Here is a 24890-nt window from a genome sequence, read left to right as displayed (position 1 = left end):
GTCAACCTTGTTAGACTAAACCCAAGTAAGAAATGAGACATATTATGAGAATGAGAGGGGACAAGTTATGATTTCGTCTTTTGAAGGGACTAACATTTACACTAAAGATACTGCGGTGTCAGCTAAATTTTATACGGAGGTACTAGGAATTCCTATGCCTTTCGAAGGTTACGGTAATTTCGACGGGGCAAAGCTTGGTTTTGACAAGAAACAGCCGGGAATTATTATTTGGGATGCTGCAAAGTGGGAAAATCTTACGACAGGTTTTGTTAATTTAGTATTCGGCTGTGATAATCTGGATGAGACATACGAGCAGTTGAAAGCTAAGGGACTGGATTGTCAGCCACCTGTTACGATGGAATATGGCGGTAAAGAAATGAATTTTCGTGATCCTGATGGGAATCACATAACCTTGCTGGAAGGTGCTTATTAAGCTTCTTTTTAAGAAAAATGAGACGGAGCGCAAACCTCAACCGTGTGTAATAACGGGGAGTTTGCGTTTTTTTAACTTTATTTATTGACAATGATAATCATTATCAAATAGAATGAGGTGAAGCGTATATGATTTAAATTTAAGGTGTTAGTAGGGGAGGAACAGGAGTTTATGGCTAAAGTGCTTGTGGCATATGCTAGTTTAACTGGCAACACTGAGGAAATGGCTGAATTGATTGTAGAAGGAATACGCCAAGCAGGCGGTGAGGCTGTTTTGAAGTCGGTCACTGAATGTAATGCGATTGAGATAAAATCATATGAAGGCGTTCTGCTAGGGGCATACACTTGGGGAGACGGAGAGTTGCCGGATGAATCTCTTGATTTCTATGAGGAGATGGATGAACTTGATTTGACTGCTATGAAGTCAGCAGTTTTTGGTAGTGGAGATACAGGCTACGCCATTTATTGTGGGGCAGTGGATGTTATCGAGGAGAAGCTAAAGGAGCGTGGAGCAGTCATTTTGCAAGATAGCCTAAAGATTGAGTATGGCCCTAATGCTGCCGAAAAAGAAGCCTGCCGTCAATTCGGACGTCAATTCATCGAAGCCTGTATGGCGGTAACCTAAGATGGGTGGGCCAGTGGGAAGTTGGTTTAACAAACCAAGGGATGTACATAGCCCTCCGTATAAACGGCTGCACGATTATCGCATGGAGCATATTATGCTGGGCGGGACTGAGAATTTAGCTAGCGGAGCTCCAGCGACGGGGCTCCCACGCTGGCGTCAGCAGGTTCAATATGCTGTGGGGCATACACTTAATGACTTCTATAGTCTGTTGCCGGAAGTGCGAAGAGAGACACCTATACAATTTCTGTTAGAACGCCGATGGCCTCCTAGGGGAGATGCTTTTCCCTCCCTTTTGCAATATTGGGATATCAAAACGAGTGTAGCTGATGAGCTTATGCGTATCGTTTCAAGCAATCATCTACAGGAGATTCCAGTGATGTTATATGAACAGTGGCATGTCCCAGTTCCAGCGCTGAAATTGGAGTTATCGATGATTACGCAGCTGGCTTGGAACTCTTCAAAAAGTGGCCGAAGCGTGAACATTCAGAAATTTATGGTTAATGGCAATGAGGATATCATCACTGGATTTATGCATATGGCCAATGTTTTTTGCCATCATGCTTATGGTGAGCCAGCGGAGACCGTGGAAGTTTTCTCGCTGCTGGATGGACGTAAATACTGCTTTGATGGAGAGGCAATCTCGATTATGGAGTCACTGGATTATGTGCGTCTGTTATCCGTATTTCTTGAGCGGGAAGTGTTAGCTGACGGTTCCTTAAGCTGCAGCGATCGTAGAAATGAGAGAGGCGAAGCGAATTATTTACTATAATAAATAGACCTCCTTATCTGCAGGTTAGAACACCAGCAAGTAAGGAGGTCTTATTGTGACTGCTTTATTAAAATCTCAAGAGTAGGTCTGGGGATTAGTCGATATATCGGTAATAATCCTGTTTATTCTGAATGACAAAGCCGCAGCTCTCATACAGCTTAAGTGCATTGGGATTATCCAGTGCGACCTCCAGATTTACACCATTATAATTTTTGCGCTCTCGTTCGATGGTCTGAAGAAGGGCGCTGCGGCCAATGCCAAGCCCACGTAGCTTTTTGTCGACTGTAAATCCATAGATCCAGGATTCATTATCTTCAGTCCACACTCGCATTTTCCCAACAGGCCTGCCGTCCATCTCGATCATAATATTCTCTTGCATACCTTCCTGTTTGTGCAACTCATACTGCTCTGCAGCATCTTCTGTCTTCATATCAAAACCTCCACAATCCAGTTCGACCAGAATGTGTGCCTCTTCTTCACGAGCTGGCCGTAAGACGACAGTCCCTGTTGCTGAGCTGACATCAGATGACACCATGGAATTGCCATCCCATTTCATTTGATATTCAGCGTGATTGAACTGCAGAGGCAAGGTTTGCAGGAAAGCAGTTCCAGATGAAGAAGCGGCGGGTGCATTTAGAAGAAGAGTAGAGACTTTATTGCGCTTGATTATGGTTTGTGCTCGGTTCCACAGAGAGGTGAAGATTCCGCGTCGACGGTAGCCTGGCCGAACCATGCCACAGACCTCCATATCGCTTCCAAAACCATAGAGTCCCAAGAAACCGACCAGTAATTCGTCCTCATAAGTCACGAGCCATTCCGTATCACCTGCGCTTGATGGCTGGCGGAGCATATCCCAATTCAGTTTTAATGAGATTCCTTCATATTGCTCACAGCGTTGTTGTAATTCCTCAATATTCTTAAAAGTGTCGACAGTCGTCAAACCCGTTTCCCCCTAAAGTGTATTTGAACTATTATAAGTTCGCATAGTTACTAAAAAAGCTTCGCGGAAACGGGAGCAGGTTTAAGCTCTCCCGCCAGTATTCCCGCTCAGCACGTCTTTGTACTCCGGGTGCTTCTCGAATTGATGCGCAGCATAGGAGCATACGGGTACAATTTTTAAATTCTCATTCCGAGCCTTGTCCACAACAGCACGTACAAGCTCTTGTCCAGTACCTTGACCGCGCAGTTCTTCGGAGACACGAGTGTGGTCAATGACCAATTCCCCGGCTTCTTTATCTAAACTGTATGTGATTTCGGCAAGGTCCTTACCGTCATTAGCAACAAAAAAACGTCCGTTTTCATTTTGAATTTGCATCTTATGGCTTCACTCCTAATTAGTTATTGCCTATATTTTACTACCATGAATTGCAAAAAGCGAGGAGCGAACCAGATTGATTGTTCTTCGGGCTGATTGTTGTTTTCCTTGTTACCCGAGGATCGCTGCACTGCATTTTTGTTCATGTGGGCAACATGGCTATAGCAGAATATGAGCAAGTGAGAGTTAACTAACCTCGAGTATTTGTTTTGGTAAGCTGGGAACGCTGGAAGTCTGGAAGTCTGGAATGATGGGAACGCTGGGAACGCTGGAACCCCCGGTACCCCAGGAACCCCGGAACCATGGAACCCCGGAACCCCGGAACCCCGGAACCCCGGAACCCCGGAACCCCGGAACCCCGGAACCCCGGAACCCCGGAACCCCGGAACCCCGGAACCCCGGAACCCCGGAACCCCGGAACCCCGGAACCCCGGAACCCCGGAACCCCGGAACCCCGGAACCCCGGAACCCCGGAACCCCGGAACCCCGGAACCCCGGAACCCCGGAACCCCGGAACCCCGGAACCCCGGAACCCCGGAACCCCGGAACCCCGGAACCCCGGAACCCCGGAACCCCGGAACCCCGGAACCCCGGAACCCCGGAACCCCGGAACCCCGGAACCCCGGAACCCCGGAACCCCGGAACCCCGGAACCCCGGAACCCCGGAACCCCGGAACCCCGGAACCCTTGGAACTCGGAACCTCAGAACGCTGGATCCATGGAACCCCGAACCCCTAACTCTCGCTTGTCCTAATCTCTGCGGAATCTAACGGACCCAATTGACGCTATTTGCACATTTTTAGTCATTTGAGCAAAGTTTCGGACCCCAGTGCAGCTATTCCTTTGGAATAGGCGCGAAATAGGCATTTTTAATGCCCATAGCGCCTATGGAGTCCGATAACATGCTGAAAATGGGATAATACTGCGAATAAGGTCAACTGTGTCCGATAGGTGTCCAATATCGTAGGATCCCAATCGGTCGCAGAAGCTTACGGTCCAGAGTCTTAATTCCCCACTGATGCTTAGGGACCCAGCAGACGCTATTCGCACATATTTAGCCTTTTGAGCAAAGTTTCGGACCCCAGTGCAGCTATTCCTTTGGAATAGGCACGAAATAGGCATTTATAGTGTCAATAGCGCCCATGGAGTCCGATCGCACGTAAAAAAGAGGATAATACTGCGAATAAGGTCAACTGTGTCCGATAGGTGTCCAATATCGTAGGATCCCAATCGGTCGCAGAAGCTTACGGTCCCAATAGACGTTATTTGCACAAGGTCAACTGACCGATGGAACAACATCCTAAACCTTCGTAGAACCTCTCGGACCCAGCAGACGCTATTTGCACATATTTAGCCTTTTGAGTAAAGTTTCGGATCCCAGTGCAGCTATTCCTTTGGAATAGGCGCGAAATAGGCATTTTTAATGCCCATAGCGCCTATGGAGTCCGATCGCACGCAAAAAACAGGATAATACTGCGAATAAGGTCAACTGAGTCCGATAGCGTAGGATCCGCAGCAGAAGCTTACGGACCAGAATCCTAATTCCTCACTGATGCTTATGGACCAGATTCCTGATTTCCCCACTGATGTTTACGGACCCAGCAGACGCTATTCGCACATATTTAGCCTTTTGAGTAAAGTTTCGGACCCCAGTGCAGCTATTCCTTTGGAATAGGCACGAAATAGGCATTTATAGTGTCAATAGCGCCTATGGAGTCCGATAGCATGCTGAAAATGGGATAATACTGCGAATAAGGTCAACTGTGTCCGATAGCGTAGGATCCTAATCCCCCGCTGATGCTTATGGACCAGAGTCCTAATTTCCCACTGATGTTTACGGACCCAGCAGACGCTATTAGCACAAGGTCAACTGAGTCCGATAGTGCAGAGTCTTGATCTCGCGCTGGAGCTTAAGGATCGAGCAGACGCTATTAGCACAAGGTCAACTGTGTCCGATAGCGCAGAGTCTTGATCTCGCGCTGAAGCCTACGGCAGACGCTATTCGCACAAGCTCTACAGAGTCCGATAGCGTCCACGCTCGCGGAAATGACAGCTAAACCAGCGTGCAATGCAGAGAATTCGGTGCTGAAATAGCAGCTAATGAATTTTTATGCACTCCCGTTTATAGAGTAGCTTGCGTATTCTCAGGATAATACAATAAGATTAAGAGAATATCTCACTACTGAAAAGAACCGCTAGCAGGAGGAATCATTGTGGAATACAAGGTTGAGGTTGAATTTGGATCGATTTATGAATTGTTGAACAGCTTACATACTTATCTCTGCAAAAAATCCTATAAGAAGATTGATTTAGGGGTAGCGTGGGCTAATGAAATTGAAAGCACGCTCAGTGAAGAGCTGTTATCCCGTTTGAAAGAAACCGAACTAAACAATGAGTGGAAAATGTTGAATCTGCTCATTTACTGTTGTCCATTTAAAGATGATGTAGACAGTGTGTTGAACTGGATTGAAGGGTTATCGGTTGGCGAGTTATATGAGACCTTATCAAAATATGTAAAGGTATTTCCAAGCCATATGGAGGATTACCGTAACCGCGTAGTATTTTTACTCTCCGAGTGGAACCGCCAGTACTTTAGCCAATGCAATCCTGCGATTTTGAGCAAACTACAGCAGCATGCGGATTCCAAGAACATGGAGCTTAATGGACTGGACACTGCGGATTTCGTGAACAAGACGACCAACGGATTTTACTTCATGCCTACGGATGGGCTTAAGAAGCTCGTACTGATTCCACAGTATCATTTTCAGCCTGCTAATATTATCTATTGCTACGGTGAATTAACGATCTGCCATTATGCGGCGTGGATATCGATGGAGAATGAGGAAATCTCCCCTTTTATGTACAGAGCGATCCGTAGTCTGAGTGAAAAAAGCCGGCTAAAAATCCTCCAAGCCCTTAGTGGTGGCCGTAAGACGTTTACCGAAATTGTTAAGCATGCGGGGATCTCGAAGGGGATTGTGCATGATCATATTTTTAATCTTCGTTGTGCAGGTTTACTTCATGCCTATATTGAAGGGGAGAATGTCACCGGATACAGTCTGCGTCTTGAAGGCATTCATCGGATGAATGAGCAGCTATTCGAGTATTTGAAATAATGATTTTTAAAAAATATAACCGCCTGAAAGCCAGGACTTCTCTTATGCAGAGAGAGTTTTGGCTTTTTTTATTTATTTTAATTATCGCCTAATTCTGTTTATGGAGAATTTTTTTGAAGTTCTCTCTTTACAGAACTAGAAAACCTTTCTATAATGAACATCAGATGTTATTCATACTTAACGGGTAGGAATTATAGTTATTATTCTATTCAGAGAGAAAAGGGAGATAGGTACATGAGAAAAAATGCGATTGTAATCACTTCATTACTGCTTACGGGGTCACTGTTACTTTCTGCTTGCGCTAACAACAGTAATAACGAATCCTCATCCGCAAACAATGCGGCTGCAGGCTCCAATTCAACCAATGTGGAAGCAACCACTGCACCAGAGATTGTTCCTGCGGGTGCTCTAAGCGAACCTTTTACTGCCACGGATTTATCCAAACTTCCAGCGGTGGCCCAAAAACGTACAGATACCATTATCGTCGGACTTACGGACCCAAGCGGAGCGTTCACTCCTTATTTTCAACAAAGTGGTTATGATGGCAATGTCTCTTCACTGCTATACGCATCTCTCGTAACTGTTGATGACAAAGGCGTTCCAACGCCGGAACTTGCGGAGAGCTGGGATGTTTCGGATGATCAGCTTACATACACGTTCCACTTGAGAAAAGATTTGAAATTCAGCGACGGTTCACCGTTAACAGCGGATGATGTGGCATTTACATGGACGATCCAATACGACAAATCGTATGATGGTAGCTCCCAGCTTCCATCGCTAAATGTTAAAGGCGGCAAAGCCTATAAGGAAGGTACATCCCCTACAGTTGAGGGCATTAAAGTAATTGATCCACAGACGATCTCAGCAACCCTTGAGCAACCAAACGCAACGGCGCTGGTACAGCTCGGCTCGAATGTACTGTCGAAAGCTTACTATGGCAAGGACTATAAAATTGGAAATCTTGAATACATTAAAAAGCTGCATGAGAAGCCACTTGGCGATGGACCTTACAAGCTGGAAAAATTTATTCCAGGTCAAGAAGTGCGTTTTGTAGCGAATGAGAATTATTTCAAAGGTAAACCAAAGACGGAGCATTTCATCTACAAAACTACGGAAGGCGACGTATGGCAGTTCGTAGAAACTGGTGAAGTGGACTACGCTTCCTTTAGTGCGACAGACGAGAATATCGAGAAGCTGAAAGCACTCGGTTTTGTGAATATTATTCCTTACACTCCAAGTACCTATGGTTACTTGCAAGTTAACCTGAAGCATGAGCAGCTCAAGGATAAGCTTGTACGTCAAGCTATTGTGTACGGTTTGGATCGTCAGAGTATTTATGTGGATGCAGCACAAGGTGCAGGTTCTATTGCCAACATCCCGGCATCCCCTATCTCTTGGTCTTACACGGAGGAAGGTATTAATCCTTACAAATATGATCCGGAAAAAGCAAAACAATTACTCGATGAAGCTGGCTGGACGGTAGGCGCGGGGGGTATCCGTGAAAAAGATGGCAAACCGCTGTCCATCCATTACCTCGGTTCGAAGAGTAAAAACACAGATATTTTCATCGCTGTAGCTAAAGAGAATTTTGAAGCGCTGGGTATCGAATTCCAGCCTGAGGTTTTCGCAGACTTTAACTCACTGGTATCGAAAGTAGAAGGTGGGGACTACGATCTCGTATCCTTCTCCACAAGCATGTTGACTGATCCGTCTGACGGGTTCATGCAATTCTTCGATGGAGAAATCACGGATTATGACAATCCGAAATTCCTGGAGCTGTACAACAAAGCCTTGGCCACTACTGATATTGAGGCGCGCAAAGTGGTATATAAAGAGCTGTATCAGCTTTTCAATGATGAACTGCCTATTATTTTTACAAGTTATAAAAAGACAGTATACGCCTATAACGGACGTATTGAGAATCTCTCGGTCAGCCCGTTCATCGGTCTTGCTGGCAGTCTGCCAACTTGGAGCCTGAAATAAATAAACCAGTGTCCCCTGCCCTGACTGGATTCAAGGGCAGGGGACGAATCATAAGGAGTCTGTCATGAGCGCTTATTTATCGAAAAGACTGTTGTACATGGTCATCATCTTATTTGCGGCATCATTATTGATCTTCTGTCTGTATGCTTCAACTCCCGGTGACTTCATAACCGGAAATATTAAATTGACCGCTGAACGCAAAGCTGAGCTGCGTGAAATCTACGGCTTAAACAAGCCTGTGCTTGAACGGTATGGGATCTGGATGAAGAATGCGCTGCATGGTGATTTCGGGTATTCCTTAGCCCAACAAAAGCCTGTGCTGCAGCTTTTTAATGATTATATTTGGAATTCCTTTCTGCTGGCTGCCGTATCTACGTTTCTGACGTGGGTGATTGCGGTCATTATTGGCGTCATCTCTGCCTATAAGCAGTATTCATGGTTCGATACACTCGTGATGATCGCTATATTCGCAGCCATGTCGCTGCCGTCATTTTTTATAGGCTTATTCCTGATCAAAATCCTGGCCGTCGATCTCAAGTGGCTGCCTCCAGGTGGAATAATCACCACGGGTAGTAATGCTACGGGTTTGGCTTACTTTAAGGAGATAGTAACGCACATGACCCTTCCGGTTGTGGTTATGACCCTTCTGGGATTAGGTTCGCTCACCCGTTATTTTCGCAGCAATATGATCGATGTCTTAAAACAGGATTATATCCGTACGGCACGCGCCAAAGGCCTGAAAGAACGCAAGGTGCTCTTTACACACGCCTTACGTAATGCCTTGCTGCCCGCAATTACACTGGTTGGTTTTGAGCTTCCGGCACTATTTGGCGGATCACTTATTATTGAGAAAATATTCAATTGGCCTGGGATTGGCCAACTGTATATGCAGTCCTTCGGACTAAGGGATTATCCTTTACTGATGGGCTTTACGATGTTTATTGCCATACTTACCGTCATAGGAACGTTGCTTTCGGATGTTTTGTACCGGATTGCCGATCCTAGAGTTCGGCTATAGAGAGGAGGAAGCTGACGTGGCAGTTCAAAGTAATGTAGCTGGGATTGCGAAGCCGCAGACCACCAAAGGAAAATCCTCTTTATTCCGGCAATCCATGCGGAGGTTGCTGAAGAACAAGCTGGCGGTATCCGGATTTGTGGTGGTGATCTTTATGTTTGCGCTTTGTTTTATTGGTCCGCTGTTCTCACCCTATACGGATAACAAAATTAATATGGTTATGATGAACAAGGCACCCAATATGAAGCATTGGCTGGGCACTGATGCATTGGGCAGAGATATTCTGACCCGGGTAATGCAGGCGGGGCGCATTTCACTGACCGTGGGACTAGCGTCAATGGTTCTTTCGGTGTTTATCGGTGCTCTTTTGGGGGCTATTGCTGGGTATTACCGCGGTATTGCCGATCAAATCATTATGCGGATTGCGGATCTTTTATTGACGGTCCCGAGTCTGCCACTGCTCTTTATTTTTGGTGCGTTATTATCGGAGTGGAAGATTCCAACGGATTATCGGATGTATATCGTTATGCTGATGCTTAGTATTGTTAGCTGGCCGGGTATGGCACGTATGGTACGGGGGCAAATGCTTAGTCTGCGTGAACGTGAGTTTATGCAGGCGGCGGTAGTATTAGGCCTCCGTGACCGGCGTAAATTGTTTAATCATTTGCTGCCGAATATCGTTCCGTTGCTGATCGTTATGGCTACCCTTAACATCGGTGGCGCTATATTGAGTGAATCGGTTCTCAGCTTTTTTGGGCTAGGTGTTATGCCGCCAACTCCAACCTGGGGCAATATGATTGATGCTGCGAATAATATGATCGACTTTCAGGATCGGCCGTGGCTGTGGATTCCACCAGGGTTATCGATTTTTGCGACAGTGATCGCGATCAATATCTTTGGAGACGGACTCCGGGACGTGCTTGATCCTAAACAGAAGAGGTAGGTGACCCTCAGATGAGTGATTTAATGAATATAGACGGTCTAAGTACATACTTCTTCACGGAAGAAGGAAAAGTGAAAGCCGTTGATGATGTAAGCTTCCGTGTTCGCGAGGGAGAGACGGTATGTATCGTTGGAGAATCAGGCTGCGGCAAAAGCGTGACCGCGATGTCCATCATGGGGCTTGTTGAGGAACCCGGGGGCAAGGTAGCCCAAGGGAAAATTGATTTTCAGGGTGAAGATTTGTTGAAAATGGACAAAAACACACTGCGGACCATCCGCGGGAATGAGATCGCGATGATCTTTCAGGAGCCCATGTCCTCCCTTAATCCTGTAATCAAGATCGGTGAGCAAATCATGGAGCCGCTGATTGTACATTTGAAGATGAACAAGAAACAGGCGCGCATCCGGGCGATTGAACTGATTAAGCAGGTAGGCATATCACGACCAGAGCAAATTGCTGATAGTTACCCGCATGAATTAAGTGGAGGTATGCTGCAGCGGATTATGATTGCTATTGCCATTGCCTGCAGTCCAAAGCTATTGATTGCTGATGAACCGACTACGGCGCTGGATGTAACGATTCAAGCGCAAATTCTGGATATGCTGCGTGAAATTAAAGATAGCTCGGGCATGTCCATTCTACTAATCACCCATGATCTTGGCGTAGTGGCAGAGATGGCCGATTATGTGATTGTTATGTATTCCGGAAAGATTGTGGAGGAGGGTGAAGTTGTTGAATTGTTCAACAACCCCAAACATCCCTATACAAAAGGGCTGCTCAAATCGAAGCCGGTAATCAATCAGCGACAGGATGAGCTGTATTCCATACCAGGTCAAGTGCCAAATCCGCTTGAGCTGGTGCCCTCTTGTTATTTTCATGACCGCTGTGAGCATTGCATGCCTGTATGTGTCAGCCAGCAGCCCCAGCTTAAAGAGGTGGCCAGCAGACAAAAGGTAGCTTGCTGGTTGTATGAGGAGGCGGTTGTTCATGCCTGAAGCACTGCTTGAGGTCAATCATTTAAAGAAATATTTTCCTGTTACTAAGGGGCTGCTTAACCGAACCGTTGGGCATGTAAAGGCTGTTGACGATATTAGCATCACACTTCAACCTGGGGAAACGTTTGGGCTTGTAGGGGAATCTGGGAGCGGCAAAAGTACAGTCGGACGGACGATTTTACGGCTAACGGATAAAACGGCAGGTGAGATCAAGTTCAAAGGGATAGACATTCACTCCCTGTCGCCCGCTGAATTACGCAATATTAGACCCCAAATGCAGTTGATCTTTCAAGATCCTTATAGCTCACTTAACCCACGGGTTCGTATAGGTGATGCCATTGGTGAAGCTTTACTGGATCATGGTTTATGCTCAAGGTCCGAGGTGCGAGATCTGGTGCTTGAAGCGCTAGCGGCTTGCGGGTTATCTTCTTATCATATTGATCGCTTTCCGCATGAATTCTCCGGGGGGCAGCGGCAGCGGATTGGGATCGCCCGTGCGCTTGTTTTGAATCCTGAGCTGATCATTGCAGACGAACCAGTTTCAGCACTGGATGTTTCCATCCAAGCACAGATTATTAATTTATTCAGTAAGCTCCAGCAGAGTCGAGGGTTAACGTATTTGTTTATCTCCCATGACTTGAGTGTTGTGGAGCATTTGTGTTCAAGAATCGGTGTCATGTACCTGGGCTCTATGATGGAGACGGCTTCAAGAGATGAACTGTTTAAGAATCCGCTCCACCCGTATACCAAAGCGCTGCTGTCGGCTGTTCCGATTCCTATTCCAAAGCTGAAAAGGGAAAGAATTGTACTTAAGGGAGATATTCCTAGTCCGGTAAACCCGCCTTCTGGTTGTAAATTCCATACCCGTTGTCCCTTTGCGCAAGAGGTTTGCAGATCTGAAATCCCGGTATTTCGTGATGTTGGCAGTAACCATTTTGTAGCTTGTCATTTAGTTTAATAGTTGTCACAAATATAGCAATGATTTACTCCTAAGACATGAATAATTAATGTTGAATTGTATAATAATACAATTTGACCTTATTTTTGCCTGGGCTCAAAAGTCGTGAGAGGTTTCAAAGCCAGGTCAATGGGGTAATTAGAGAGTGGTTAGGTTGGCGTACATATCTAATCGGTCTAGTATAAAATCCCTACTTAGGAGGAATCATCGTGAATACAACAGTACGTTTGACAGAAAGATCCGGCTCGACTTCTTCACAGCGCAGAAAAGGCTTTGTACCGGTAGTCGTGTACGGTGCAGGTTCAGATAGCCAGTCCTTTACAGCGGATGCTAAGACAATTTCAGGTATTTTAGCCAGCAACCCACGGGCTGTTCTTACTTTGGAATTGCCAGACTCGGGCAAAAAGAACGTGGTTATTCAAGAAATCCAACGTCAGCCAATTTCCAAACAACTGCTGCACATTGATTTTCAGCAGATTGATATGAAGGCCAAATTGGATACAAAAGTAGCGTTCCACTTTACAGGTGAACCAGTAGGTGTGAAGAGCGGCGGCGTGCAACAAATTGAATTGCATGAGCTGGATATTCGCACACTTCCAGATAAAATAGCTGCATCCTTTGAAGTGGATATCAGTGGACTAGATATTGGTGATCAATTGCTGGTATCTGATTTGCCGAAGCATGAAGGCTGGGAAGTATTGACGCCTGAGGACACATTGATTGTCCGTATTTCACCTCCAGCAGCGCAAGAGCCAACAGAAGAAGATACTGCTGAACCCGCTGTAGCTGAAACTGCTGGCGAAGATAAAGCAGAATAGTATAGAGATAAATAGTAAAGAGCAGATAGAATCCTTATAAAGGAGCTGTCTGCTCTTTTTATTTTGTCTTCATAAATATGAATTCATAAAAATGATGCTGGTCTTTCGTATGATTTCTCAAATGGCAATTTTGGTTGTTTCGCCTCATTTAGTTAAAAATTTACATAAAATCGTTGACGAACGGTTTTCTAAGCCTGAAAATGAGGACAATTACCATGGTAAAATATTCAAAAGTCCCTGTTGTTGCTGTTTGAAAACGCTTTAGTTTTTATGCTTCAAAGAACTCTTATTGCCTAGTTCATCATGATTAAGAGGAGGAAAGTTATGAAGATGAGGAAGCTGTTTTCGATCTTAATGACAAGTTTGCTGGTGCTTGGGGTAGCTCTACCCTTTGGTGGAAAAGCGAATGCAGATGGTGCAAGTGACGCTTCAAATCGTGCTTTAATCTGGCTGAAGGCCCAGCAGGATGCAACAGCGGGGTATGCTTTTGAGGGACTGGTAGATAGCTTTGAAGATTTCTGGGGACCAAACAACCCCAAACAGATTGTATACACATATGATCAAGCGGTTGCAGCTATCGCCTTTATTGTAAAGGGTGAACGGACGCGGGCAGAGCAGGTTTTGAACAAAATGCGGGACATTCAAGATCCATCAGGCTTCTGGCTGAATTCTTATTGGTATAACAACGGCTTCGGAGAAGAAATCCGTAAACATGTGGGACCCGTTGTATGGATGGCAATGGCTGCTATGGCTTATGAGAAGCAATATAATGATTCACGGTATCGTCCGATGGCACTCAAAGCATTAGATTGGAGTTTACAGTATAAAAAGGCTAATGGCAGTATTGCAGGGGGATGGAGTGGTTGGAGTAATTCCGATGAGCCTTGGAGCTCAACCGAGCACAATATCGATATTTACCGGGTATTGCAGTATTATGCTTCGGTGGATTCCTCAAAGGCAGCCACTTATAACAGTGCGGCTTCTGGAGTCAAAACCTTCCTGGATAATTATGTGTGGGATGACACAGTCAAACGTTTCAAGGGGGGCTGGAAAAACGATACAAATCTGATCGACCCCAAAATACCTTTAGACGTGAATCCTTGGGGAGTATTAGCTTTAGGCGTATCCGGAACACATAACTACGGCGCAAGCTTAACCTATGTGGAAAATGCCTCCGGCACCCCGGGAACACTTGCGAATCCGCGTTACAAGCAGACGCTTACTTACAATGATGCTGGGAATACGCTCACCGGATATGATTTTGACTGGACAGATGAAGTATTGCCAGCGTATGACGATAACGGAAATCAAATTGGCAATACGGGTGCTGACGTATGGTTTGAAGGAAGCGCATTCATGTCGCTCGCTTATTATCTGCAAGGCAATGCCTCAAAGGCAGACGCTATTAATACAGAGATTATTAAAAAACAAGGCACAAGCGGTGCTTCGCTTGGGGGTATTCCCTACTCGCTGAAAGGGTCCAGCAACAGTTATTGGGTGATGGCGCAGCAAAACTGTGTTTCCAGCACAGGTTGGTTAATAATGTCCCTGCACCGGTTTAATCCATTCACAGGTCAATATTTGACGGGTGGTGGTAATACTGGGGATACAACCGCGCCAACCGCTCCCGCTAATCTAACGGTAACCAGTAAGACGGATACAGGAGTTAGCTTAAGCTGGTCCGCTTCTACCGATAATGTTGGCGTTACAGGTTATATTGTTTATCGCGGAACACAGCAGGTGTCCACTGTGGGGGGAACTACAGCTACTGTTAGTGGACTTACTCCAAGCACAGCCTATACGTTTACAGTAAAAGCTACAGATGCAGCAGGTAATTTATCCTCCGCTAGTAATACCGCAACAGTTACTACTAATCCCACTGGAGGCAGCGGAGGCGGTGATCATGTGACGGCTGACTTTACAGCAGGGGTAACGAGACTTTCTGCTACAGAGGCGAGTATCTATATTACACCTGTAACCAGTGCCCTTTATGTAGATGTGCATTACAAGATTAACGGGGGTTCCCAGCTTAATTACAGGATGACTAATAACTCAGGAACATGGAAGCAGACGGTGAGTGGATTAAGCGCTGGCAGCAGTATTGAGTACTGGTTCACTTACGAAAAATCCGGCCCGCAATATGATTCAGCACATTATACTTTTGTTCAGTAAGATTAGCAGATCGTAAAAATCATTCTAAGAGAAGGCTGTTCCATGCTGCTATTTATAGCGGCGGGGGCAGTCTTTTTTTGTGGAAAAAATAGTGAATGACCGTTAAATCCTTCTCAAGACGGAGGTCTGCTCTTAAGGTATGCTTTAAAATCTTTGGGGGAGACGTTAGGACACGATGGTTACTAGCGTAGATAGGTATGAGGGGAGTTTAATTTATTGGTTTTACAACGTAACAGTGTTATGTTACGATGGCTTCAAGGAGTGATAAGCATGGAAGAGGATTTGATCTCAAAGAAGCAGCTATTGGATTTAACCGGTATATCTTATGGGCAATTGTACCGCTGGAAGCGGAAGCAGTTGATTCCAGAGGAATGGTTTATCCGTAAATCTACGTTTACTGGACAGGAGACTTTTTTTCCAAAAGACATGATTTTGTCCCGTATCGATAATATTGTGAATATGAAAGATGGACTTTCTTTGGATGAAATGGCTGATAAGCTATCAGATAAGGCTTCTTTTGACAGAGTAAGTATATCTGCTGCGGAAATTATAGAACGTAACATTGTTTCGTCGATGACGCTGGGGAAATTTGGAGAGAGGCTCGGTGTCAAGAATGGATATAGCTTCGATCAACTCACTTATTTATTGGCTGTAGATCGCCTGCTTAGTGCAGGGGAGATGAGTATGGAGGAAGCAGAGCTGCTGTTTCGAACCTTAATGGATAAAGCCTCCAATCTTGAGAGTGGCAGCTGGGAGTTATTTTTTATCCGCAAAATGGGGGTGTCATCCTTTATTCTGGCTCAGGCACCAGCGGAGTTATGGTTCGATGAAGGGGTAAAGCTGGTCAGTAAAATACTAAGTGCAGATGTAATAGAACAATTGAAAGGTAAGCTTGCTTTTAAGCTTGTTGAATAGGGGGTTAGTGTAATGGACAAACGAGAGCTGCCGGATCTGATTATAAACGGAGTCAGCGGGGGGGCAGGAGGTACTTATAACAGCGTGCGAATCGATGGTGTAGGCAAAGTAACGGGACCTATCGTGACGCGAATTTTTAAAGGAAACGGGCATATGAATTTGAAGAATGATCTCTCGGCGGAAGAAGCGGAATGCAATGGAACGATGAAAGTGCTGGGCCATTTGCGTTTTAACTCCCTAAAAGTGGACGGAATGATTACTGTCGGGGAGAGCATTCGGGGAGAAAGCTGCACACTTCATGGAATGCTGAATATCAAGGGTGATTGTGAGCTTGAGGATTTTGCGGGGGAAGGAAGCTTTAGTGTCGGAGGTTTACTTAGTGCAGGACATGTAGACTTCAAACTGCAAGGGCAGGGAAAGGCGCATGAAATTGGTGTGGAGAGTCTAGTAATCCGGCAAACGAATAGTGGAGTCTGGAGCAAAATGTTAAGTGGAATCATCCCTAAATTAAGATCGGAGCTGCGGGCTCGGACTATTGAAGGAGATTTTATTGATTTGGAATATACAACGGCTGATGTTATCAGGGGCAATATTGTGATTGTAGGTCCAGGCTGTACTGTTGAGCGGATAGAGTATCGTGATCAGATCACAGTACATCCTGAAGCAAAGGTTGGAAAGGTGGAGAAGATCGGTGACTGAAGAAACAATTCGGAGTAATTTGAAAATAATGGGCACAACGACCTCAGCGGGAGGCTTTTTTCGGGATATTAAGGTTACTGGGGAAGGTCATTTTGCAGGGGATGTAGATTGTGAGAAGCTGAGCCTGACTGGAAATGCCAGGGTAGATGGAAACCTGCTAATGACCAAAATGAAAATAACCGGTGAGATGACACTTATGGGTAATCTTGAAGGCGATGCCTTGCGGGGTCAGGGGGAAATTAAAGCAGCCTCCGTAAAAATCGACGATATTCATCTTAACGGTAATTTGGAGGTTAATGGTGATTGTGAAGGTGAACATCTGCGTATTTCGGGCGCTCTCAATGTGGCAGGACTGCTAAGTGCGGAGCAACTGGAGATCAATTTATATGGTCTAAGTAGAGCGAAAGAGGTTGGAGGCAGTGCTTTAACGATCAAAAAAAGCAAGACCGGAAAATTCCTGCATTTGATGAAGCAGAATCCTAAAGTGCTTTTTGAGGCTGGGCTCATTGAAGGCGATACGATAGAGCTGAATAATACAAAAGCAAATATTGTCAGAGGAGATCGGGTAATCATCGGTGTGGACTGTGAGATTGATACTGTGGAATACCGTAGTGCTTTGGAGATTCACAAGAATGCAATAGTGAGGCATCAAGTAAAGCTGTAACACATAGTTATAGATCTTTTGACAATGGGGAGTGGAATAAATGAGTGCTGCCAAAGCGCCCAATCTGGGCATTGTAATCGCAGGTCTGCTGTTGGGAATACTGATGGCCTCCATGGACAGCACCATCGTTGCTACAGCAATGGGCAATATTGTTGGGGAACTAGGCGGTATGGACAAATTTGTCTGGGTAACATCAGCTTATCTCGTAGCTGAGATGGCGGGGATGCCTATCTTTGGCAAGCTGTCTGATATGTATGGGCGTAAAAAGTTTTTTGTTTTTGGGATTATTGTATTTATGGCGGGTTCAGCGCTTTGCGGGACGGCAGATACGATTACTCAGCTGGCTGCTTATCGGGCGATTCAGGGAATTGGAGGCGGCGCGCTAGTGCCGATTGCTTTTGCCATAATGTTCGACGCCGTACCGCTGGAGACACGGGGCAAGCTGGGCGGTGCATTTGGTGCGGTATTTGGATTATCGAGTATTTTTGGTCCATTGCTAGGCGCGTATATCACCGATCATATTGCTTGGCAGTGGATATTTTATATTAACTTACCACTTGGACTGTTGGCTTTTGTGATGGTCGTATTCTTTTATAAAGAATCACATGAGCATTCCAAACAACCTATTGATTGGCTGGGTGCGGGCACACTGCTGGGCTCTGTCATCTGCTTAATGTTTGCGTTGGAGCTGGGTGGAAAAGAGTACGCTTGGGGCTCCTCGATGATCCTCGGCTTATTTGCAGCTTTTGCTATATTGGCGGCAGTGTTCCTTTTTGTAGAGACGAGAGCGAAAGAGCCGATCATTTCCTTTGCGTTATTCAAAAAAAGACTGTACGCCGTCAGCATTCTGTGCGCGCTATTTAGTGGTGCTGCATTTATCGTGGCTTCCGTATATATCCCGATCTTTATCCAAGGTGTATTAGGGGGTTCGGCTACCAATTCAGGACTTGTCCTGCTGCCGATGATGGTCGGCTCAGTAATTACCGCCACAACGGGAGGATTCCTGATGGCAAAAACCAGTTACCGCAATCTGCTGATTCCTACGTTTGTACTTTTGGTGATCGGCACAGGACTGGTAGCAACGCTTACTCCGGAAGCTTCACGTCTCTTGGTTACCTTGTACATGATTTTAATCGGATTGGGCATCGGCGCTTCCTTCTCTGTGTTAAGCACAGCAGCTATTCATGGTCTGACTGCGCAGCAACGCGGCTCGGCCAGCGCAACACTGAATTTCATTCGTTCGCTTGGCATGACCATCGGAATAACCACATTTGGCATTATTCAAAGCCATTATTTCTCGGGCAGTCTAACTAAGTTGCTCACAGCAAATGGAGGAGGAGCTGCTTCTGCGGGGACTGCTGGGGTTATGGATTTTAAAGATCCGCATTCCCTGCTGTCGCCTGAGACTAGAGCACTCATTCCACCGGAAATTTTGAGCAAAAGTACAGAGGGACTTTCCTCTTCCATTGCGAACACCTTCGCTTGGGCGGTTATTCCTGCTGCGTTAGCTTTGCTCGCCTCCTTTTTTATGGGGCGCCAGAAAATGGATGCCTCCGCGGAGGGGAAAGATCAGACGCCCGGGCATTAGGCTGTGGCGAAAGGCGCGGGCATTCGAATGACGAGCGGAATGTAGTGCTTATTATGCGGAATGCAGTGAATTAGGTGTAAACAAACTAGGGTTGTAAAGTGATGGAGCAGCTTCTCATTTGAGAGGCTGCTTTTTTATGTGTGGTTGGGAGTACAAATGAGCATGAACCCTCGAAGTAAGGGAGCTGAGTTCGAAGGTTGAGTAAATGCGATGAATTCTGGAAATAAGAGCATCTGAGTCCTATAGCATGAGGGAATGCGATGAATTCAAGAATGAGTCAGATAGCAGGTGGGAATGCGATGAATTCAAGAATGAGTCAGACTGCATGAGGGAGTGCGCTGAATTCCGGAAATAAGTGCAACTGAGTCCTCTAGCATGAGCAAATGCGATGAACCCAAGAATGAGTCCGATAACATGAGCAAATGTGATGGATTCTAGATAGAAGTGCGCCTAAGAATGATGCATGGAGTGTTGCGGACTGTATAGTCGCTATTGCTGATTTTTGAGCTACTTTGCCGTAGTTTCGGACTGTATAGCTCTTATCGGCATGAATTTGCTCATATTTGGACTATATTTGTGTGGATAGCTGCACCTGAGTCCGATAGCACGAGAAAATGTGTTGAAACCCGGAAATAAGCGCACCTGGGTCCGACAGTATGAGGAAATGCGATGTATTCTCGATAGAAGTGTGCCTAAGAATGATGGGTGGAGTGTTGCGGACCGTATAGTCGCTATTGCTGATTTTTGAGCTACTTTGCCGTAGTTTCGGACTGTATAGCTCTTATTGGCATTCATATGCTCGTATTTGGGCTATATTTGTGTGAATAGCTGCGCCTGAGTCCGATAGCACGAGGAAAAGCGCTGAATTCCGGAAATAAGTGCATCTGGGTCCGATAGCATGAGCAAATGCGATGAATCGAAGAATGAGTCAGACAGTATTAGCAAATGCGATGAATTCTCGAGAGAAGAGTGCCTGATTTTGCTGCATGAAGTGTGTTGCGGACCGTATAGTCGCTATTGCTGATTTCTGAGCTACTTTGCCGTAGTTTCGGACTGTATAGCTCTTATTGCCACGGATTTGCTCGCAGTTGGACTATATTTGTGTGAATAGCTGCACCTGAGTCCGACAGCACGAGAAAAAGTGTTGAATTCCGGAAATAAGTGCACCTGAGTCCGATAGCGTGAGCAAATGTGATGGATCCAAGAATGGGTCCGACAGCATGAGCAAATGCGATGAATCCAAGAATGAGTCAGACAGTATGAGGGAATGCGATGAATTCTCGAGAGAAGAGTGCCTGATTTCGCTGCATGAAGTGTGTTGCGGACCGTAGAGTCGCTATTGGTGATTTTTGAGTTACTTTGCCGTAGTTTCGGACTGTATAGCTCTTATCGGCATGCATATGCTCGTATTTGGGCTATATTTGTGTGGATAGCTGCACCTGAGTCCGATAGCATGAGGGAATGTGTTGAAACCCGGAAATAAGTGCACCTGGGTCCTATGCCAAAACTATGAAGTGTGAAAAACCATAACGGACGAAGAGGACATAGTGCACCATAGTTGATGTAACGGACGAAGAGGACATAGCGCACCATAGTTGATGTAACGGACGAAGAGGACATAGCGCACCATAGTTGATGTAGCGGACGAAGAGGACAAAGCGCACCATAGTTGATGTAGTGAACGAGGAGAGTCTAGTTGCCCATAGCTCCCAAGCGCTCCTTAGGAAACCATCTCTTTCAGCGGTAGGATGACGGAAATTTCCGTCATCCTGCCGCTTTTTATAAGCCCAAAGGCATGTAGGCTCTCCATCACTAGACCCATAGCGATTAGGTAGAAAATGGTCGAAATAGATGCGAATTTGGTTCACAAGCATCAGACGGTTCTCCAGTGAGGCCGTTCTGTGATCTATCTCGTCATACGTAAAGGTTCTGATACTATGAAAACGTAATCAAAATCTGGGTATAGGAGATTCCGACATGGGGGTACCTTCTGGTGAATTACTTCCCAGCGTCGATCCGGTTCATCGATCCCGCTGGAAGATGAAGAACAAACATAAGTTGTTCTTCATGGCTTTTCCGTTTCTTGTTGTCACCTTTATTTTCTATTATCTGCCGATCAGCGGATGGATTTATGCATTTTATGATTTCATTCCCGGAATACCGTTGTCTGACACGCCATATGTCGGGTTGAAATGGTTCAAGACGATTGTATCCAATCCAACACAGACCGCAGAGGTTGTGCGCGTGCTGAAGAACACACTTGCCATGAGCTCACTTGGACTAATTACCTCGATATTTCCAGTGATCTTTGCGATTTTTCTGACCGAGATTAAGTCAGGCTGGTATCGCAAGATGGTGCAGACGCTAACCACGATTCCGAACTTTATCAGCTGGATTCTGGTATATGCATTGGCCTTCTCGTTGTTTTCCGTTGATAACGGGGTCATCACACACATTTTAGTGCAGCTTGGAATCGTTGATGAGGGTTATAACTTTTTAGCCTCCAGCTCAAATATTTGGGTCACGATGATCATTTGGTATTGGTGGAAATCGTTAGGCTGGGGTGCCATTCTCTATCTTGCTGCAATCGCAGGCATTGATCAGGAGTTGTATGAAGCCGTAGAGGTGGATGGTGCAAGCCGGTTCCGTAAAATCTGGCATATTACCATTCCGGGTCTTATCCCAACCTTCTTTGTCCTACTGCTGCTCTCCATAGGTAACCTGGTCAATAACGGGATGGAGCAGTACTTTGCCTTTCAAAATGCGATGAATAAAGATTCCATAGAAGTGCTGGATCTTTATGTATACAATATTGCGTTCGCTAACAACTTTCCGTTTGCCACAGCTGTCAGTATGCTGAAGTCGGTCGTTAGTGTAATTCTACTGTTCGCGGCAAACACATTATCCAAGATGGTGCGTGACGAATCTATTATTTAAGGCAGGGGTGATCCCATTTGAGAAAGAAAAAACTAACTTCTGGAGAATTAATCTTTCAAATTATTATCTACACACTCTTTGGATTGTTCACCCTGTCATGCATTTATCCATTCTACTATTTGTTCATTAATACGATCAGTTCGAATGATCTTAGCGCAGCAGGGTATATCAAATTTTATCCAAGGCAGATCCATTTTGATAACTATAGTAAGGTTCTAAGAATCAGTGGTTTAGGTCATGCGGCTACAGTCTCTATTTATAGAACAGTTGTTGGTACTTTGCTCACCGTTGGATCTTCGGCATTTCTTGGGTACTTGTTCACCAAAAAGGAAATGTGGGGCCGGAGTATTTGGTACCGCAGTGTTGTAGTTACGATGTATTTCAGCGCAGGGCTGATCCCATGGTATATCACCATGCATAACTTGCATCTGACTAATAATTACCTGGCTTATATTTTGCCAACCATTATTACTCCTTTTAATATCATTTTGGTCAAAACCTTCGTCGAGGCAATTCCGCCCTCACTTGAGGAGTCGGCGTCAATGGATGGAGCAGGTTACTTCCGGGTGTTCTGGAGTATCATTGTTCCTCTTACAACACCTATCTTGGCTACGATTACGATTTTCTCAGCGGTGAATCAGTGGAATGCCTTTATTGATACGGCGTTTCTGATGACAGATACGAAATACTTTACGCTCCAGTTCTTATTATGGCGTTATTTGAACGAATCCAGTTCGCTCGCAGCCTTAATTCGTAATTCGCCAGATATGGCCGCTAGTGCAGCGAATATGCAGACTCCAACCTCTGTGCGGATGACTGTAACGATGATCGTTGTATTGCCGATTTTGATCGTGTATCCGTTCTTCCAACGCTTTTTCGTCAAAGGAATTATGATCGGTGCGGTTAAAGGCTGATGGGTGGCCGCTCTGGACTAGAACTGGGTTTTCCTCTGTTATAAGCAGAGTTGAACTATAAGTGAAGAGATGAAAGGGAGGGTATAAAGCAATGAGATTAAGAAGAGCATCGCTTGTCATGCTATCCGTAATTCTGGTCTTCGTTCTTGCAGCATGTGGCGGGGGGAATAATGCGGCTAACTCGGGCAAAAACACGAGCACAGAGAAACCTACGTCGGCTGCCACGAATGCCCCGGCGGAAGAGACAGCAGCACCGGATGACGGAGCGCTTGATCATTCCAAGCCGCTGAAGCTGACTGTATTCTCAACAACCGCTAACTATGCCGGTCCACAGACCGGATGGTTTGCAAAAATCATCAAGGATAAGTTCAACATCGAAATGGACATTGTAGCTTCAAACCTGACTGGTGGAGATACCAAAATCTCTGCAATGATGGCTTCCGGAGATCTTGGAGATATCATCATTTTCGGTGACGACAAGAACCACTATCCAAACGCCATCAAAGGAAAGCTGCTCTTGGACTGGACACAGGACGGTCTTTTGGACAAATACGGAAAAGACATTTCCAGCACTTTTCCAAAAGCTATTGAGAAAGCAAAGGTAGCTTTTGGCGGTGGATCATCAGTCTTTGGTATGGGGAACAGCGTAGCTTCTAACCCTTCCGGACCCTCCGAAGGAAAAGATATGACTTGGGGTCCAGACCTGCGCTTTGATCTTTACCAACAAATTGGAGCGCCAGAAATTACAAAGATTGAAGATTATCTGCCTGTGCTGAAAAAAATGCAAGAGCTCGAGCCTAAGAATGAACAAGGCAAAAAAACCTATGCTTTCTCGATGTGGTCTGATTGGGATGGCAACTATAAAATGACATTGGCTAAACAGTTCGCTAACATGATGGGCTATGACGAAATTCCTGATACTGCTGTGTATGTTAAGGCAGATGAAGAAAAGTATTATGACTTCTTATCCGAAGATAGCTGGTACATGAAATCACTCAAACTGTATTTTGAAGCTAACCAAATGGGTCTGGTTGATCCGGACTCTATGACGCAAAAATTTGACGATGTTGTAGCGAAATACAAAGATGGTCGTCTATTGTTCTCTTGGTTCCCATGGCTTGGAGCTGCTAACTACAATACACCAGAAAGAACAGCCGAAGGTAAAGGTTTTGCGCTGGTTCCGTTCAAAGATGAATTGATGTATTCCACAGGCTTCAATGTTTACGGTGGTAACGGTATTATTGCAATCGGCGCAAAAGCTAAGGAACCTGCTAGAATTATGGAATTCATTAACTGGATGTACACACCGGAAGGTGCAATGATTTCTGCAGGAAGTGGTACAGCAGTACCTAACGGACCTCAAGGTCTGACTTGGGATATTGATGCAAACGGCAAACCTGCAGTGACTGATTTTGGTTGGAAAGCTTATACTGATCAACAGAATACTCAAGTTCCTGCTGAATACGGCGGGGGTGACTACTACTATGGCTCCAATCAAATGAACTTCTCGTTTGTGGTTCCGGCGATGGTGAATCCAGAGAATAGTGAGCCATTCGATCATAATTTGTGGACAACAACCCTAGAACGTAACCCTTCCAAGCTTGATAGTGACTGGAGAGCGAAAATGGGCGTTCTGACTCCTAAGGAGTATTTTGAGAAAAACAATCTATTGGCTGTAGCACCACAAGGCTTCACTGGCAAAGAACCATTAACCATGGATAAAACAGTGGAACAAAAGAATAAACAAATCGGCACGGTTATTCAACAGATTTCCTGGAAAATGGTCTTTGCTAAAGATCAAGCGGAATACGACAAGTTGAATAAAGAAATGCATGATAAGGTAAATGGTCTTGGGTATTCCGAAGTTATGGATTTCTCGATTAAAAAGGCTGAGGAATTGTTCGAGGCCCGTAAAAGCGTTAAATAAACACGGCTAGTAACTATAAAATAAGGCGGGGCGGCGTGGAGGCTGTTCTGCCTTATTCTATTCAATTAAGGATAAATGTGGTATTCTCACATTAATATAAAACGC

General features: G+C 45.4%; 20 protein-coding genes. 18 read left to right on the top strand and 2 right to left on the bottom strand.

Annotation, left to right across the window (positions count from 1 at the left end; translation table 11 throughout):
- Positions 1 to 67: 67 nt before the first annotated feature.
- The 3 genes from NST58_RS21695 (at position 68) to NST58_RS21685 (ending at position 1826) form a co-directional block, all read left to right on the top strand.
- Positions 68 to 433 carry a VOC family protein gene (locus NST58_RS21695; RefSeq protein WP_036685723.1) on the top strand — a complete coding sequence of 122 codons (366 nt, stop codon included), beginning with the start codon at positions 68 to 70 and terminating at the stop codon, positions 431 to 433.
- Between the two features lie 171 nt (positions 434 to 604).
- On the top strand, positions 605 to 1057 hold the full coding sequence (locus NST58_RS21690; protein ID WP_076127609.1) for a flavodoxin: 453 nt from the start codon (positions 605 to 607) through the stop codon (positions 1055 to 1057).
- Between the two features lies 1 nt (position 1058).
- The gene (locus tag NST58_RS21685; protein ID WP_076304050.1) at positions 1059 to 1826 is read left to right on the top strand and encodes a hypothetical protein; all 768 of its coding nucleotides are present in this window, start codon (positions 1059 to 1061) and stop codon (positions 1824 to 1826) included.
- Positions 1827 to 1920: 94 nt separating this feature from the next.
- Here NST58_RS21685 and NST58_RS21680 read toward each other — a convergent pair whose 3' ends face one another.
- On the bottom strand, positions 1921 to 2766 hold the full coding sequence (locus NST58_RS21680) for a GNAT family N-acetyltransferase (RefSeq protein ID WP_339244183.1): 846 nt from the start codon (positions 2764 to 2766) through the stop codon (positions 1921 to 1923).
- An 81-nt stretch (positions 2767 to 2847) separates the two neighbouring features.
- Positions 2848 to 3141, bottom strand: coding sequence for a GNAT family N-acetyltransferase (locus NST58_RS21675; protein ID WP_076134638.1), 294 nt, complete (start codon positions 3139 to 3141; stop codon positions 2848 to 2850).
- A gap of 2213 nt (positions 3142 to 5354) precedes the next feature.
- Between NST58_RS21675 and NST58_RS21670 the strand changes: the two genes are divergently transcribed.
- From NST58_RS21670 to NST58_RS21600, 15 genes are all read left to right on the top strand, one after another.
- Positions 5355 to 6257, top strand: a complete 903-nt coding sequence (locus NST58_RS21670; RefSeq protein WP_076278176.1) for a winged helix-turn-helix domain-containing protein — start codon at positions 5355 to 5357, stop codon at positions 6255 to 6257.
- Between the two features lie 234 nt (positions 6258 to 6491).
- Entirely contained in the window at positions 6492 to 8240 is a 1749-nt protein-coding gene (locus NST58_RS21665) for an ABC transporter substrate-binding protein (protein ID WP_339168761.1), read from the top strand.
- A 64-nt stretch (positions 8241 to 8304) separates the two neighbouring features.
- Positions 8305 to 9258: an ABC transporter permease gene (locus NST58_RS21660; RefSeq protein ID WP_076130810.1), complete on the top strand. Its 954-nt coding sequence runs from the start codon at positions 8305 to 8307 to the stop codon at positions 9256 to 9258.
- Between the two features lie 16 nt (positions 9259 to 9274).
- Complete coding sequence (gene opp4C / locus NST58_RS21655) at positions 9275 to 10198, top strand: oligopeptide ABC transporter permease (RefSeq protein ID WP_339168756.1); 924 nt, start codon at positions 9275 to 9277, stop codon at positions 10196 to 10198.
- A gap of 11 nt (positions 10199 to 10209) precedes the next feature.
- A complete protein-coding gene (locus NST58_RS21650; protein ID WP_076130798.1) occupies positions 10210 to 11193 on the top strand; it encodes an ABC transporter ATP-binding protein in 984 nt (327 codons plus the stop codon).
- The gene (locus NST58_RS21645) at positions 11186 to 12151 is read left to right on the top strand and encodes an oligopeptide/dipeptide ABC transporter ATP-binding protein (RefSeq protein ID WP_036685744.1); all 966 of its coding nucleotides are present in this window, start codon (positions 11186 to 11188) and stop codon (positions 12149 to 12151) included. The genes NST58_RS21650 and NST58_RS21645 overlap by 8 nt, the downstream gene beginning before the upstream one ends.
- 209 nt (positions 12152 to 12360) lie before the next feature.
- A complete protein-coding gene (locus NST58_RS21640; protein ID WP_076130800.1) occupies positions 12361 to 12969 on the top strand; it encodes a 50S ribosomal protein L25 in 609 nt (202 codons plus the stop codon).
- A gap of 324 nt (positions 12970 to 13293) precedes the next feature.
- Complete coding sequence (locus NST58_RS21635; RefSeq protein ID WP_339244179.1) at positions 13294 to 15141, top strand: fibronectin type III domain-containing protein; 1848 nt, start codon at positions 13294 to 13296, stop codon at positions 15139 to 15141.
- A 270-nt stretch (positions 15142 to 15411) separates the two neighbouring features.
- Entirely contained in the window at positions 15412 to 16056 is a 645-nt protein-coding gene (locus NST58_RS21630) for a YhbD family protein (RefSeq protein WP_076130802.1), read from the top strand.
- A 12-nt stretch (positions 16057 to 16068) separates the two neighbouring features.
- Entirely contained in the window at positions 16069 to 16755 is a 687-nt protein-coding gene (locus NST58_RS21625) for a hypothetical protein (RefSeq protein ID WP_076130804.1), read from the top strand.
- Positions 16748 to 17419 (top strand): hypothetical protein, encoded by a 672-nt coding sequence (locus NST58_RS21620; RefSeq protein ID WP_076187581.1) that lies wholly within the window; start codon positions 16748 to 16750, stop codon positions 17417 to 17419. Before NST58_RS21625 ends, NST58_RS21620 begins: the two co-directional genes overlap by 8 nt.
- Positions 17420 to 17459: 40 nt before the next feature.
- Positions 17460 to 19007 (top strand): MDR family MFS transporter, encoded by a 1548-nt coding sequence (locus NST58_RS21615; protein ID WP_339168738.1) that lies wholly within the window; start codon positions 17460 to 17462, stop codon positions 19005 to 19007.
- 1977 nt (positions 19008 to 20984) lie between these two features.
- Positions 20985 to 21944, top strand: coding sequence for an ABC transporter permease subunit (locus NST58_RS21610; protein WP_076130774.1), 960 nt, complete (start codon positions 20985 to 20987; stop codon positions 21942 to 21944).
- Positions 21945 to 21961: 17 nt separating this feature from the next.
- Entirely contained in the window at positions 21962 to 22858 is an 897-nt protein-coding gene (locus tag NST58_RS21605; RefSeq protein WP_036685756.1) for a carbohydrate ABC transporter permease, read from the top strand.
- A gap of 91 nt (positions 22859 to 22949) precedes the next feature.
- Entirely contained in the window at positions 22950 to 24785 is a 1836-nt protein-coding gene (locus NST58_RS21600) for an ABC transporter substrate-binding protein (protein ID WP_076190503.1), read from the top strand.
- Positions 24786 to 24890: the final 105 nt, after the last annotated feature.

This window comes from Paenibacillus sp. FSL R10-2796, from assembly GCF_037965315.1.
Taxonomy (GTDB): Bacteria; Bacillota; Bacilli; order Paenibacillales; family Paenibacillaceae; genus Paenibacillus_AQ; species Paenibacillus_AQ odorifer.
Note: the sequence above shows the minus strand (reverse complement) of the source record. Positions and strands in the feature narration are given on the sequence as shown.